The organism is Paenibacillus beijingensis, assembly GCF_000961095.1.
Taxonomy (GTDB): Bacteria; Bacillota; Bacilli; order Paenibacillales; family Paenibacillaceae; genus Paenibacillus_O; species Paenibacillus_O beijingensis.
On record NZ_CP011058.1, the window covers coordinates 312,528 to 327,698 of the forward strand.

Annotated in this window: 8 protein-coding genes; 1 reads left to right on the plus strand and 7 read right to left on the minus strand. The window is 50.3% G+C overall.

What is annotated here, in order from left to right:
* Window positions 1-11 precede the first annotated feature (11 nt).
* Window positions 12-1,112: a GerAB/ArcD/ProY family transporter gene (locus VN24_RS01485; RefSeq protein ID WP_045668975.1), complete on the plus strand. Its 1,101-nt coding sequence runs from the start codon at window positions 12-14 to the stop codon at window positions 1,110-1,112.
* A 97-nt stretch (window positions 1,113-1,209) separates the two neighbouring features.
* Here VN24_RS01485 and VN24_RS01490 read toward each other — a convergent pair whose 3' ends face one another.
* The 7 genes from VN24_RS01490 to VN24_RS01520 form a co-directional block, all read right to left on the minus strand.
* Window positions 1,210-6,030, minus strand: coding sequence for an alpha-amylase family glycosyl hydrolase (locus VN24_RS01490; RefSeq protein WP_045672856.1), 4,821 nt, complete (start codon window positions 6,028-6,030; stop codon window positions 1,210-1,212).
* Between the two features lie 132 nt (window positions 6,031-6,162).
* Window positions 6,163-7,008 carry a sugar ABC transporter permease gene (locus VN24_RS01495; RefSeq protein WP_045668976.1) on the minus strand — a complete coding sequence of 282 codons (846 nt, stop codon included), beginning with the start codon at window positions 7,006-7,008 and terminating at the stop codon, window positions 6,163-6,165.
* Window positions 7,005-8,354 carry a carbohydrate ABC transporter permease gene (locus tag VN24_RS01500; RefSeq protein WP_420798618.1) on the minus strand — a complete coding sequence of 450 codons (1,350 nt, stop codon included), beginning with the start codon at window positions 8,352-8,354 and terminating at the stop codon, window positions 7,005-7,007. The genes VN24_RS01495 and VN24_RS01500 overlap by 4 nt, the downstream gene beginning before the upstream one ends.
* An 83-nt stretch (window positions 8,355-8,437) precedes the next feature.
* The gene (locus tag VN24_RS01505; RefSeq protein WP_045668977.1) at window positions 8,438-9,739 is read right to left on the minus strand and encodes a sugar ABC transporter substrate-binding protein; all 1,302 of its coding nucleotides are present in this window, start codon (window positions 9,737-9,739) and stop codon (window positions 8,438-8,440) included.
* Between the two features lie 358 nt (window positions 9,740-10,097).
* Window positions 10,098-11,768 (minus strand): extracellular solute-binding protein, encoded by a 1,671-nt coding sequence (locus VN24_RS01510; RefSeq protein ID WP_045668978.1) that lies wholly within the window; start codon window positions 11,766-11,768, stop codon window positions 10,098-10,100.
* 44 nt (window positions 11,769-11,812) lie between these two features.
* A complete protein-coding gene (locus VN24_RS01515) occupies window positions 11,813-13,225 on the minus strand; it encodes a response regulator transcription factor (RefSeq protein WP_045668979.1) in 1,413 nt (470 codons plus the stop codon).
* Window positions 13,200-14,924, minus strand: a complete 1,725-nt coding sequence (locus VN24_RS01520; RefSeq protein WP_045668980.1) for a sensor histidine kinase — start codon at window positions 14,922-14,924, stop codon at window positions 13,200-13,202. The genes VN24_RS01515 and VN24_RS01520 overlap by 26 nt, the downstream gene beginning before the upstream one ends.
* Window positions 14,925-15,171: the final 247 nt, after the last annotated feature.

Sequence of the window (15,171 nt, forward strand, 5' to 3'; positions counted from 1 at the left end):
AAGAGGATATCATGAACAAGCAGGAAACCGTCAGTTCGATCCAGATGGCCATGCTGTTTCTCACCTATGTAACCGCTTCGGCCATCGTCAATATTCCGGCGCCGCTCACAGGCGCCGCCAAAAACGGAGCATGGATTTCAATATTGCTTGCATGTACGATGGGCATGCTTATTTTGGCTTGTGTCCTCTATTTGCACCGGCAGTATCCCGGACTGACTTTTATCGAATACACCCGTAAAGCGATTGGGAGGTGGCTGACGATTATCGTGGCCATTCCTTTTCTGTGTTCCGCGTTCTTGCAGCTTGCCAATATCGTGATCGATATAGGGGGATTTTTCAGCACCTCGATGCTGAGGAGCACGCCCAACTATGTGGTGCAATCCATATTTTTTTTTATGGCTGCGTTGACAGCCAGGGCAGGGATTGAAGTGATGGCCAGAATGTCCGTGTTATTGATTATCTCGATGCTCGGGTTTGTAATCGCGGTTTTGTTGATGGTAAGTCCCTATTTTCATCCGGATTACCTACTGCCGGTTATGCCAAACGGGATCAAACCGATTCTTCATGGCGCTTATATCGCATATGGGTTCCCTTATGGGGAAGTTACGTTGTTCGCCGCGATGCTCCCGTTTGTCCGGGTGAAAGAAAGGCCTAAGATCGGAAAATACTTGTTTTTGGCCATTATCGTCAATGGGTTCACGTTGTTGACATCGGTCGTTTGCTCGATTATGGCCAATGGGCCTTTGGTCGGCGAGCTCAAATACTCGCTGTTTCAGCTTGCGCGTTTGATCAATATCCAGGAAATTATCGAAAGGATCGAGTCCGTGATCGGATTCTCGCTCATCGCCGGTTCGTATATGAAAGCCTCTATCCAGCTATTCATTTTAACGAATGTTTTATCGCAATTGTTGAAATTGCAGGATGAGCGCCTGTTGACATTTCCTATCGCGTTTGTTTGCCTGCTTCTCTCGCTCACGATGTTCAAGGATGAAATGGAATTCGTTGAAACCGTCAGCGTAATCTGGCCCTTGCTCCTTAACGTTACATACGTTCTGCCGCTGCTTTTGATCGTCGCGGTCACGTTGATTAAACGGATGATCTCGGCACGATAAAATTCGGGACGGCTGCTGCAGCCGTCCCGTTTCTGTCGCTTCCCATCCGCCGTTGCTGCAAAATAACATGCAGTTGCCGGGCAACAGCCAAGTTAATCTAGCTCGTTCTCGTCACCGAAATCGTCAACGTTTTCGTCGCTTGATCGGCGCGTCCCTTATCGGTATACCACGGCAAGGCCAGCGTTTCCGCCGTCGGTTCGATATGCAGCGTAAAGGTATTGAGCCCGGGGGCGAGCGGAATGTTATTCAGGACGACGTTCCCTCTGGCATCCATCGCGCCTTCGGGGATCGGCTTGCCGTTAATCATGAAGGCGACGCCGAACGGAACGACGGCCTTCAAATTCATCGTGCTCTCATCGGTCGTATAGGAGATGTCTTCCCCGTAGGAAGTTCTCGGCAGCGACACCATCATAGGCATATCGAGCCAGCGCAGCACATAATCGTCCACGACCTGCTTGTTGTCGCCTTGGTTGGCAATCGTCAGCTTCATGTTCGTGTCGGTAGAGCTGTAAGCCCAGTTGCCCGGATCGGTCGTATCGTTCTCTACTCTAGCATGGCTGGTGAACGCTTCGGTCGACCAGGAGCCCCGCGTATATTTGTACTCGATCTTTTTGCCGGCCATTATTTTAAAATTGTACTCGACGACGCTGCGGTCGGTCGCTCCGCTCGGCACATGCAGTTTGGTGGACGACGCGTTCCAGCCCTGGAAGTCTCCGGCGATCGTAATATCATCGGTAGTCGGCGTATAAGGCGGCAAATGCAGACGCAACGTCACATCGACCATGACCAGCTTTGGCGTGACCGGCTTTTCCGCCGAATCGCTGCGGTTATAAGCCATATCGAAGGTCGTGACCTTATAGGTGTATGCCGTATCGTTGCTTACCGTATAATCGACGTAATCCTTGGCCTCTTTGCCGAGGGTCGCGATCAAGGCATAGTCGCCTCCGTTTTCGTTGCGGTAAATTTCGATTCCCGCAGTATCGGGAGAAGCATTGTCCAGCTCCCATCTCAGATGGGCCAGGTTGGATTCGACATTGATATCCGCAAGAACCGGCGCCGCCGGCGGGACGGTATCATCGGAATCCGCATAAACATTAACCGTTACGGTCTGTGATTTGAAGAACGTCTCGCCGTTATCCGAAGAAACCTGCGCCTCATAACGATATGCCCCGGCGTATTTCGGCTCGAACGCAGCCGAATATATTTTCGAGCCAACCGCCGCATCGTCTGCTTCGTAGTAAAGCTTCGTTTCCAAAGCCTGGTCCGGAGACAGGAACGACGGGTAATGGATCAGCCGGGTAATCAAGCCGGGCGCCGGCTTGCCGGAATAGACGGTGTCGTCGGTTAAGCCGGGTACGCGGATGCTGACTTGAATTTTGGACGTTATCTTGCCGACGCCGACGGTCATATCGTCAGCCTGCTTGACGAACTCGGCCGCTTGAATCGCAAATGCCGGCGTAGCGGAGGCCATATCGCCAGGAACGCTTTCATTCAGGCCGATTTTTGCCGTAACCGTGTAGTAATATTTGGTGCCGTTGTTCACATTCGTATCGGTAAAGGCGGCCCCATGGACACCGCTTCCAATCAGCTGCAGCTCGCCGCCTTCGATCGCGGCGCGGTAAACCTGGTATTGGTCAGCGCCGGCAACCGCCTCCCATGTAAGGGTCACGCTGCCGTTGCCCCCAGCGGCTTGAAGGCCGGTCACTTGCGGAACGGCCGCGATGTTTGTGGTCGAAAGCATCATCATGCCCGACATCGCCGGAACGGTTAGATGAATTTTGCCGCCCGTCACCGTACCTTGAGCGCCGCTGCCGAGCCGGTCGGCGAGGACCAGTCCGTCCGGCAGAAATCCGCTCACCTCCGCGTCGATTTCGGCGTTGCCGGCACCGCGGTTAATCGCGACAAGACCGCCCTTGGTATCGTTCTTGCGGGCATAAACGATGACGTCGCCTTTGGCGAAAGCGACTTTGAGCTCGCCGGTGCGGAACACCTCACCGTCTGCGCTGCCGCGCAGATTGGCCGCTTTTTGATACGTACCGAACAGCTCCTGATAACGTCCTGCTCCGCTAAAAGAGCCGTCCCCGCTCTCCTGGATCCGGTCCCACGGGAAGGCGCGGCGGGAATCGGGGTCCTTCGTGCCTTCGAGACCCACTTCATCCCCAAAGTAAATCGTCGGAGCGCCAGGGTAGCCCATTTGCAGAATCGCTGTCAGCGCTTGCTGCTTCAACGCTTTGTCCGTTGCCGCGGGAGCGATTTTCAAATGCTCCTCTTCCCACTCCGGATGGTCGTACTTGGTCACCGACCGGGTCGTATCGTGCGAATCCACGAGATTCATCATCGCCTGCCAGGCTTCCTTGGGGTAATCCTCGCGGATCGATTCCAAAGCCTGGTTCATTCTTTCCGCGTTGCCGGAGCCGATGAAATCCTGAACAGCCCCTCTGAAACGGTAGTTCATGACGGAATCGAACTGGTCGCCAAGCAGGTACCTTGTTGCGACGCCCCATTCTTCGCCGATCAGCACCGGTTCTTCAATCGGATTGCCGTTCGCGTCCATGCGTCCTGCAGCGGATTTCACCGCTTTGCGGAATTGCTTCCACGTACCGGCGGATACTTCCGGCGCTACGTCAAGTCGCCATCCGCTCGAACCCATCCACAGCCAGCGCTGCGAGTTGGTCTTCTGCATCGCTTTGTCGGCGTCCGCATCGGACAAGCCGGTCAGATCATGACCGATGACCTGTTCGCGGAGACCGATATTGTTCCACTCATGCTCGCCCGGCAGCGCCTTGCTGTCCGCAGGGAAGAAATCGGTCGGCACCGTCTGCGGGCTTTTCGAATCCATCGCCGGCAGTGAATCATACCCCCACCAGGCGTCATACTTGTAATGCAAATTGCTGCCATCGCGGTCTTTTACTTTTTCGGGAGAAACGGTAAACCAGGTAATATATTCGAAATCGTCCGGGTATTTGTAGTTCTTTCCGGTCAACGGATTAACTTTGCTTGTAAACTCCGCCCGCACCGCCTTCTCCGCTTCCGCCTGCGTGATGCGGTTGGCTGCCATTTTGTCATAAACCTTCGCCCAATACTCGTAAGCGCCGATTTCCGGATACTTGCCGTAGCGGTCAAAATAGATCGAATCGTCGCCGACGTGATTAAACACGCCGTCGTTGATCAGATGCAGCCCCTGCTCGCGCGCTTTTTTCGCAAACAGCTGGTAAATGCGGTCCGACTTGGCCCGCGTCTTCGCGTAATCCAGGCCGGATTCCGGATGGGCCGGTTTAGTATAGACCGGCTCGCCAAACATCGGGTCCAGATGCTCGTAATCGGTGGCGTCATATTTGTGGTTGGAGGCCGCCCAAGAGACGGGATTCAAATAAATAGCCGTAATGCCAAGCGACTTCAGATAGCCAAGCTTCTTGCTGATGCCCTGGATATCGCCGCCGTAAAATTCATTCGTCCAGGCGCCGTCCGACTTGGCGTCCGGATAGTAAGGTTTGTTCTCCGGCAGGACGCGGTCCGGATTCTCGGGCGCGGTCTCCCAATCTCCCCAAACCTGGTCCGGGGTCGGATCGCTGGGTACGCCGTCGTCGAAGTATTGGACCTTTTGCCCGCCTTTGACGGTCGCATCCTCTGGGGAAAGAGCGCCGCGGACGCCGTCAACCGTTTTGGCCCGGTTATTGTGCTTATTTCCGTCGAAAAACCGGTCGGGGAAAATTTGATAAATAACGGCGTTTTTCACCCAATCCGGCGTCTTGTAGTTCAGGTCATACACGGTCAGGTCGTACGGCACGGCTCCATCGCCGGTTACGGAACCCGCAGCCCCGCGGGAAGAATCGTCGCCGTATTCGATTTTCGTCCCGCCGTCCACCAAAATAAACTTATAGCCCCATATGCCGATTTTTGTAAAAGCGGTTTTTGGAATCGTCACTTCAAAATAATCCTGGCCTTTTACCGTTGTGACGCGGTGCATCGGAAATGTTCTGGACACACTGTCGCTGTTGCTCAGCTCGACTTTGGCAAACTGCACATCGTCCTGCTTGGCGGCGATCCGCAGCGTCAGATCCTCCCTGCCTTGTTTGATCGCGCCGAAAGGTTTCTTGTACGTGACCGAGCGGCTGTCGAACGAAATGGACGAGCTGTCGATCAAACCGTCGAAGCCTTTCGTGGCGAGCGTGACCGAAAGCTTGCTGCGGTCGAAGCTGAACGTGGCTTCCGTCGCTTCGGGAACCATCACGGCCAGGTTGGCCCCGTCCCTTCCATCGGCGCCGTAGTTTTCGCTCCAATCCGGCCCGAACGTCACCTTCGCCTCATAGCTGCCCGCAGGCAGTGTCCGCTGCAGCTTGTACACGGTGTTATCAAAGTTGTAGTCGACAAAGAACTGTTTTGCCGTTTCGGGTGACCATGCGCTTTCGTCAAAAACGGTTTGAATGTCGCCAACGAGCCGCGGCCATTTGCCGGTGGACAGCGCCGGCACGTACTGCTTGAGCCCATGCACGTTCGAGATGCTGATCCGGGCCTTGTCATCGAGGTCCTCGTTCACATAAAAGTTGACGACCGTATCCTCGGCCAAATCGATGCTGAAGTTATTGCCTCCATCGCTGATTGCCAGATCCCAATTCCCGTCCTTGACCAGCTTGAATTCGTGATGGCCCTTGGTTAGTACGGTGGAAAACATATAATAATTGCCGACCAGATGCTTCAGCCGCGTTTCCTCAGAGGCAGGGTTCCAGCCTTGGAAATCGCCCGCGACGACCCACTTGCTGCTCCCGCCCGGCTGTTCGGTAAGCGCTTCCGGAACAAGGACGCCCGAAGCCGCCTGAGCCGGAGCCGGCAACATACCGGCAAGCAGCTGCAGCACCACAATGGAAGCGATTACAATTGATAACATTTGAAATCGATGCTTTCCGTGCAACGTGAACATTCGATCATGACCTCCTAAATGATATTCGCTTCCCTGCTTTTATCAGGAATAAGCCGTCCGCCGCCGGCGATGTCTCTGCAGGCGGCAGACGAACGGCTGTCAATCCGATATTGTTGCGGTCCTTCCAAGTAATCAGCCCTTCTCCGCTCCGGCCATCAAGCCGTCCACCAAGAATCGCTGTAAGAACACAAAGAGCAAAGCGACCGGAATAGAAGCGAGCACCGCACCCGCGGCGAACAGCGTAAACTCCGTGCTTGTGAAGCTGTTAACCAGTTCAAACAATCCGACAGCAAGCGTCCAGTTCTCTTTGGACCGAAGGATCAACCGCGCAAAAATGAAGTCCACCCATGCTCCGGAGAACGTCGTTAGCGCGATGAACGTAATGATCGGCTTGGATAAAGGCAGCACGATCCGGGAGAAAATCGTCATATGGCTTGCACCGTCGATTCTTGCCGCTTCCTCCAAGCTTTTCGGAATCGTATCGAAGAAGCCTTTGGCGACGAACATTCCGAGCGCGGCACCTGCGGAGTAGACCAAAATGAGCGCAAAATGAGTATCCAGCAGGTCCAGTTGAATAAGCATAATATAGATTGCGATCATGCTCATGAAGCCGGGGAACATTCCGAGTACAAGAATGGTGGACATAACGGTTTTCCGTCCGGCAAAACGGAAGCGGGAAATCGCGTAAGCCGTCAAAATTTGAATGAAGGTCCCCAGCACCATACTGATCGAGGCTACTTTCAGCGTGTTCCAGTACCATTTTGCATAAGGAACCTGTTTATCCTTCTGCTCGACGAACAGGTCGATGTAGTGCTGCAGGGTGAGCCGCCTTGGGATGAATGTTTCGCTGAACAACGAATCCCCGAATTTAAAGGACGACATGACGACCCAAGCGATCGGGTAAACAAAAGAAACGGCTAACAAAATGAGCAGAATATAGCTGCCGGAAAGTTTAATCGTTTTAGCCGTCTTATTCATTGGATCATGTCCTCCTCCCGGTAAGAGCGCGTTCTGCGGTAGTTCCACAGCGAGAACGATGCGATAATAATAAACAGGATAATCCCGATTGCAGAGGCGAAGTTGTAACGCTGATTTTCCAGCGTCAATTTGTACAGCCAGGTGACAAGCAAATCCGTACTGCCCGCATAAGCATATTCGCCTTTGGCCGGAAGCCCGTTCGTCAGGAGGAAAATGACGTTAAAGTTGTTGATGTTGCCTGCAAACTGCATGATGAGCAGCGGTGCCGTCGAAAACAATATATACGGCAGCGTGATGCTTCTGAATTTCTGGAAATCCGTTGCGCCGTCGACTTCCGCCGCTTCGTACAGATCCTTTGGAATGGTTGTCAAAATTCCTAATACAAGCACCATGGAAACCGGAATCCCTACCCACATGTTAACAAGAATAACGGTTACTTTCGCCCAGAAAGGATCGTTCAGCCACGGCAGGCCTTGCAATCCGAAAAACCGGAAATATTGGTTAACCGGTCCGAACTGGTAATTGAGCAAGTTTTTCATGACCAAGAAAGAAATGAACTGCGGAACCGCATAAGGAATAATAAACACACTGCGCCAAAACGTCTTGTATCGAATCCCCTGCTGCTGGATAAGAAGGGCTACGAAAATGCCGCCAAAATAACAGGTAACGGTCGCCAAAACAGCCCAAATGATTGTCCAGGTAAAGACTCCGACAAACGTGCTCGCCCATTGCTTCAGGAACAATAAATCTTTAAATGTCTTCAGTCCAACCCAATCCACCAGGTTTTTCGGCGGAATATGATCCGGAGCGGAATAGTTCGTGAAAGCCATCAGGACCATGAAAAGAATCGGCAGGATCGTAAAGAACAATACGCCCAAAGCCGGAAGCGACAAGAGCAGAAAAGGAAAGCTGTTCTGCGTTAAATTGCGAACGGTCTGCGTGAACCCGGGAGCTTCTTTCCCCTCGTCGCGCAGCTTGCCGGTACGGTAGGCGTCACGCACGTTGATCACATACAACACCGCTAAAATGCCGATAAACATCAATGCCACCAATCCGTAGATCATCATAAAAATGGAGTGGTCGCCGGCTACGTTTTTATATAATTTTCCTACCTTTTGCAGCTTAGTCGGTGTTTCCCCAAGTGTTATAAGGCCGGCAAAGTTGGATGCAAGCGAAGTAATCAGATAATAGATGTAGATGATTTCCGCCGCCAAAAACAACATCCCTTTTACGAATTGACGGTTGTAAAATTGTCCTAACCCCATGCCGAGTACAGACAATATCGCAGCGGTTTTGGCATGTGCTCTTGCTTGCGTCATATGTGCGGTTCTTATCGGATGCTCCATCAGACAGACCAGCTCCTTTCTTCCGAATGCCGCAATCACCCGCCGGGCAAACTCCGGCAGGTGACACAGCATAGGCATACAAATTATTTGCCTGATGCAATACTGTCTTTCATCTGTTTGACCATGTAGTCCATCGCTTGCTGCGGATCCGCCTTGTCATTCCACATGGAAGCAAGCGTCGAATCCATCGGTGCCCAGAATTGAGCCATTTCTGGTATGGACGGCATCGGAACGGAATTTTCGAACTGCTTCAGGAAACCGGTAGCGATCGGATCGCTCTTGATTGCCGCATCTTCAGCCAGAACTTTATTTGCCGGAAGCAAGCCGAATTTCTCGTATTGTAGCTTTTGATTCTCGGCGGATGCCAATTCGCGCGCGAACAGCTTCGCGGCATTCGGGTACTTCGTATACGCGCTTACATATAACGCTTTTACACCGGAAAATGGCTTCATCGGTTGACCGTTCGGAAGTGCAGGGTAAGGAACAACGCCAAGATTTTTAACGCTCTCTTTCAAAGACCCTGTATCCCAAGGACCGCTGACGTTCATGGCAAGCTTGCCTTCGGCGAACAACGATTTCCGGATATCTCCGTTAATATCCGAGCTTTTAAGCGGAAGAATTTCCGTCAGGCTTTGATAGAACTTCGCCGCTTCGATCGCCTCCGGCTTGTTCATCCCGATATCTGTCGCATCCGTACCGTTTGCGCCGAACAAATAGGCGCCAAAACCGCCGAAGATGCCATAGTTGAAATAACTGCTGCCGGCATCCCACATATAAGCGAATTTATTGTTCTTCACATCGTTAAATTGTTTGGCGAATGTCACGACTTCTTCCCATGTTGCGGGAGGCTGGGACACGAGATCTTTATTATAGAAAACCGCAGTCGTCTCAACCGCTCTCGGGTATCCATAGAGAATGTCTTCATGACTAACCGCTTGAATGGCCGTATCGTATGACTCGGCCTTCGTTTCTTCTTCGAATTGGTCGTTCGGAAGAATGATGCCGGCTTGTGCGCCGCTTCCCGTTCTATCATGCACCGCCGTAAATACGTCGGCACCGACGCCTGCAGGACCGTCCGTAACCATTTGACCCATCGATTTGTCCGCGCCTACATCGGCGAATGTAATTTCCACACCGTATTTTTCTTTAAACGATTTGCCGATTTCCGCGATAAAGTCTTTTTGCTCGCCTGCATCCCAAACAAGCAGTTTAGCGCCTTCTTCCGGCTTGAATTCCTCTTCGGCCGCAGCCGTACTTCCTCCGGCATTTGCCTGCTGCTGGCCTTCGGCTGCCGGCTCGTTGCTCTCTTGGCCTTGGCTGCAAGCGGCGAGGGAAAACACCATCACCAAAGCAGTAAGCGCTACCATCATTTTTTGCAGTTTCATCCGTAAACCCGCCCTTCAATCGTTTTTCACATCTGCCGTGCATTCAAAGCGCAAAAGCCGCGTAAAGCAAAAGAACTTCAGCCGCTTATGGCGTCGTCCGCGAATGAATGCAAGCGTTCGCACCATTTCTGTGACGTTTTTCGACTTGATGTCTCCCGGCTTTGTCAGTATAAACGAAAAAAATCGCTTCCTGAGATAGAAAGCGATCGGGAATTAAGTTAGATGAATGAAAGCTGTTTCATGCAGCGATGATCCTCATAATGTTGAATCGGCTTCATTTATCGTCCTGTTTATCGGTCATTTACCTACCCTGTCCATGCAGGGGAGCCGAACAATGGCCGATTCTTATATTAAATCGTTACCGATTTAAAGACTCCGCCATTTCCTTGGCGATTTGGTCTCCGCCCTGTGTTTTCCAAGCACGGACAAATGTATCGAAAGAGTCAATTGGAGCGGATCCCAGTATAATTTTGATGAATGCTTCAGATTCCAGTTTTTTTAGATTCGCCCATTTGCTCTCAACGGTTCGGGTACGCAAATAGGAGACGCTTCGTATTTTGTTTATATTCCGGTCAAGCAAATTTCTTCCGCCCACCATTAGCGAATATGCGCGGGGGAAATCCTTGTCTGCAATATTCCAGTATTGGATATCCGTATGATCATATGGCTCCAGCTTCGCGTTTTTTATCGTTGCAAGGTCGTGTTTGAGCAGCTTATATTCTTCCTTATCCGCAAAATCTTCCGGCGTTTTGGCTCCGGACAACACTTCTTGCAGCGCTTGTACGGAGAATGCGATTTCATCGCGCGGAGCAAGAACGCTGCGCAATGGCTGATAATCGAACCCATACTTCACCTCGTCTCTGAGGATCAAATTATGGATTCTGATGACAGCTTCCGGATGCCCGTATCCTTTCCGGACAACGACGAACGTTTTCGACGGGTTGAACGCTTTCGCATTAAATTTGCCGTCAGCGTCAAGCGGCAACGCATACGCCTGCCAGTTGGCGTCCGGATTATTCTTCAGCACCTCCGGCAGCGGCGTATACCCGCCATAGAACGGCAGAAAAAAAATACCCGTCGATCCGTTGATTACAACCTCTTCCGGAGCTTTATGGATGCCTATATCCTTGTCGATCAAGCCCTTGGCATATAAATCGCGAATTTTCGCAAGCGCTGCTTTCGTCTCCGGCAGGATGGAACCATAAACGGGCCTTCCGTCGGTGCCCTCGCGCCAAAAGCCCGGATATGATTTGTATGCGGCAAAGATCGGATCCAGCGTAAACGAGCCGGGACCGTAGGTGAAGTCATCATATAACGGACCGCCGGCGGTTATACCGATCGTATCTCTCTTCCCATTGCCATCCGGATCGTTCTCGACAAAAGCCTTTGCAGCCCGTTCGAGCTCGTCCATCGTTTTCGGCGGCTGCAGTCCCAGCTTATCCAGCCAGTCTTTGCGGATCCACATCATGCTCATATCTTCCGCATCCACGGAAGGAAGCGCTAACATTTTCCCATCGAATGTAACGGACTTGAGCGCGATTCCGTCCGCGCTGTTCATAATCCTTTTCATGACAGGGGACGCAGCTTTATGGTAAGCCTCCGTCAAATCCGCCAATTGTCCGGCCTTCGCCATATGATTGAGCTGGATACTGTCGACAACCATCGCATCCGGCAAATCATCGCTGGCGATCGACAGGCTCACCTTTTGACTCAAGTTCGGATTGGCAACCTGCCAGGCGATTTTTATATCCACATTGAGATTTTCTTTAATGGCCGCAACCCAAATGTTATTCGCGGGGGTTTCCCCTTTGCTCGACCTGAAGCTCGGATCAACGCCGATTCCGATTTTGAGCGTAACCGGATAATTGTATTTCCCAAACGGATCCGCATCCGCAGCAGCTGCAGCCGTGGAATTTTCGACTGGATTCCTGTTGGAGTCCGCGCCGGAATGGCCCCAGCTGCTGCATGCATTTAACGCAACCAGAGAGACAGCGAGCAGAACCACGATATTTCTTTTAATGCCGACCATGAACGTCCCTTCTTTCAATCGAACTAATGGAAGATAAGCGGCATTTATCCGCCCATCCGGGTGCTCAGCCGGAATTCACTTGGCAGCATACCGTTATATTCCCTAAAGACCCGGCTAAAATATTTTTCGTCCGTGTAACCGGTATTCTCAGCGACCCAGCAGATCGTTTTGTTCGAGCTCCGCAAATACTCTTTTGCTTTCTCCATGCGAATATGGCGCATATGGTCATTAAACGTTCTGCCGATTATATCTTTAAAGCATTGGCTGAAATAACTGCGGCTCAAATTCAGCCTCTTTGCCACTTCGGCCGCGGTAAGAGGACTGTCCATTTCCGCCTCCATAATCTGTACGGCTCTCATCATGCAATCCGTAATTTCTTGCGAATAGTGGGACTTCTCGGAGAAATGCTTAATGATACCGCGGATTTCGCCAATCCATTGCTCAACTTGAAACCAGGAATGAGGGGATTCCGGAAAGTGAATTTTCCCCATATTCGTCTGAGCAAACAATCGGTTCCATTCATTCACAAAGTAATACAGCACCCCGATCAGCTTCACTTGAGGGAGTTTCAGATCCTTGAATTCACGAAGCAGGCTCTGAAATAGAATATCGCTATGGACCCATTCCAATGTAAGCCAAGTCTCTTTTAATCGTTCCAGCTTTTCTTCATCGGAGTAATGCCGCCTGACGTCTTCTTCTTGCCGAATCGAAACGGTGACGGTTTTGTTGTCAGGATCATAGGCATAAAACAATTCATTGTCTCTATATTTCCGCAGCCAAATCTGTATTTCCGCGTGCGTGAAGCCTTTCAGACCGGTCAGCAGAAGCAGCGTCCATTCCGGCTTTGCCGCTGAAGCAGCCGATAGCTGCCCGAACAGGGTGCTTTCATGACCATCATCGGAAAAACAAAAAAATACATTGCGGTCCGCTTCAATCATGCTCATCTCCCGAGGCAAATTCAATTCCTTCACCCATGAAGAGTTCGATACCCCGTGAAGAGACATCAGTACATAGCCTTGATCCTGATCAGACTTCACACTTTCATCCTGATGAAGAGCTGCTGCCGCAAGATTCGGCTGTTTTTGAATCCGGGCGGCAATTCTTCTAAGTACTTCCTCGAACTGTTCTTTTTCGAGCTGCACCTTGGCAATATAATCAATAGCCCCTAATCGGAGCGCTTCCTGGATATATTCAAAATCCTGATGAAGAGTAAGCACGACGATATGAAGGTGCGGCAACCGTTGACGGGCGATTCTCATCAGTTCGATGCCTGACATAACGGGCATTTCCAGATCGGTCAGCAGCAAATCGATCGCCTGCGATTCCAGAACCTCCAATGCCTTCTCGCCGTTACCCGCTTCCCCGACCACCTGCATGTCGAAATCGTGCCAAGGCATGGCCGAAATAAGCCCTTTTCGTACCAATTTATCGTCATCTACTACAAGCACTTTGATCATATGAAGTTTCCCCCCCTTGGATCGGCAAGGTTAAAAAGATGCTTGTCCCTTTCCCGATTTCGCTTTTAATTTCCAAATTGGCTTTATCCTCATAACGGGATTTGATCATACGCTTCACATAATTCATGCCGATCCCCATTCCAACCTTTTGCTGGTCGACCGTTTGGCTGTTCAGAAGATTGAAGATTTTCTCCTCCGACATGCCGGAACCGTTGTCATGGATCGAAATTTCGATGCCATTGTTCAAGATAACGTTTACCTGTATAAAACCGTCATCATTTAACCCATGATACAGCGAATTTTCCACAAGCGGCTGGAGGATGAATCTCGGAACAGGTATTTTCAAAACGTTCTCGTCCACATCGATGCGTACATTAAACTGGAAATCATAACGAATTTGTTGAAGCACTAGGTACTGTTTCAATGCGTCTATTTCTTCTTCAATTGTTGAAGCTTGTCCCAGCTTGCCCAGATTGTAATAGAGGAGCTTGTTCAGCGATTGAATTAAACGGTCGATCTCATCCTGGCCGTTCATGACGGCAAGCCAGTGAGCGGTATTCAGCGTATTCATTAAAAAGTGGGGGTTAATCTGGTAAAGCAGCTTCTCCACCTCAAGATCGATGCGGTGTTTTTCCTTTTGTTCGATCTCATTAAACAGCTCCCATATTTGCTTCTTCATTTGTCTGAATTGATTCAGTAAATAATCGAATTCCGGAATGCTTGTCTGCTCGAGATTGTGTTTGGTCCGGCTGTTTGACATCCACTTGATTTCGTTATGGAACCGGCCAAGCGGCTTGTAGACCATTTTCCATAATAACCATGCCAGGAAAAGAGTTACGCCGAGAAACAGCAAGGAAACGAGGGCGATCTGCAGAAACCATCGGTTCTTCTCTTTATTGTAGTCCGCCTCGGCGATTACCGAGACCAGACTCCATCCCTGGTTGCTCGTCTCCTTAAACCAGTAAAACTCGTTATTAAATCCGGATGCTCCTCCCATGTCAAAATCGGGAAAAATAGAATTCGTCTTAAAGATGTCCGGCACCTCGCTGTAAGCGATTCGGCCATTGTTGTCCACAATAACGTGGGAAAGCCGGCTGTCACTTCGATCCGTATCCAAAATATTTTGCGTCAATTGAAATCCCGATTCGACATAGATATAAACATCGTCGCGGTCAGGGAGCTCTACTTTTCGTAAAGCGGACAGCACATATTGATTATCCAGCAAATTATTGCTGATATGGGGACCATAATACGAGATTCCGGTATACTCAGCGAGCAGCGGCAGCTGTTCCGGCGAAAATGGATGCTTTACCGGAAAATTCTCGAATTGATATTTGCCTTGGCTCTTGAAATAATACATCGTTAAGCCGATATTCGGGTTCGTAAAAGCAAGCAAATTTAAATCGCTTTTTATCGCGTTGTCCAATTGCAATCGTTGATACGGTTCCTCCGCAAGCATAAACTCATTCAGTCTATTGCCTATGACGCCGCCATATGTAAATTGCTGCGAGATATGATTTAAGTCCCGGATCGAATTTTCCAGTGACAGTGTAACCTGCATTAGACTGCTTTTGATCCCGGCTTCGATTTTATTCGACAAGATAGAGAACATCGTATAGTAAGAGATGATGCTTAAACAGATTAAAGGTACAAGTGAATTAAATGAAAAGATAAGGAATATTCTTCGTTTTAAAGTCATACCTATGAACCCCTTGAAATCTCATTTATGTAAGCGTCTACAATTTAAATATTAACCTATTCCGCATTGTAATTCTACAAATAAAATACCGTTTGCTTGCTTCCATGAAATATGGATATATAGGAATACTCCTTCTTAAATTATTATTATGGAAAATATTTCTGATGGTGTTATCGTATTACTAGAAGAAGACATAGAGCCCACATCCCGGCATATAGCGCCAACCCGGATGTGGACATTATCTATT

What these genes read in the sequence shown, in the direction of transcription:
- VN24_RS01485 (WP_045668975.1), top strand. Translation starts at nt 12, where the DNA reads ATGAACAAGCAGGAAACCGTCAGTTCGATCCAGATGGCCATGCTGTTT.
- VN24_RS01490 (WP_045672856.1), bottom strand. Translation starts at nt 6,030, where the DNA reads ATGTTCACGTTGCACGGAAAGCATCGATTTCAAATGTTATCAATTGTA.
- VN24_RS01495 (WP_045668976.1), bottom strand. Translation starts at nt 7,008, where the DNA reads ATGAATAAGACGGCTAAAACGATTAAACTTTCCGGCAGCTATATTCTG.
- VN24_RS01500 (WP_420798618.1), bottom strand. Translation starts at nt 8,354, where the DNA reads ATGGAGCATCCGATAAGAACCGCACATATGACGCAAGCAAGAGCACAT.
- VN24_RS01505 (WP_045668977.1), bottom strand. Translation starts at nt 9,739, where the DNA reads ATGAAACTGCAAAAAATGATGGTAGCGCTTACTGCTTTGGTGATGGTG.
- VN24_RS01510 (WP_045668978.1), bottom strand. Translation starts at nt 11,768, where the DNA reads ATGGTCGGCATTAAAAGAAATATCGTGGTTCTGCTCGCTGTCTCTCTG.
- VN24_RS01515 (WP_045668979.1), bottom strand. Translation starts at nt 13,225, where the DNA reads ATGATCAAAGTGCTTGTAGTAGATGACGATAAATTGGTACGAAAAGGG.
- VN24_RS01520 (WP_045668980.1), bottom strand. Translation starts at nt 14,924, where the DNA reads ATGACTTTAAAACGAAGAATATTCCTTATCTTTTCATTTAATTCACTT.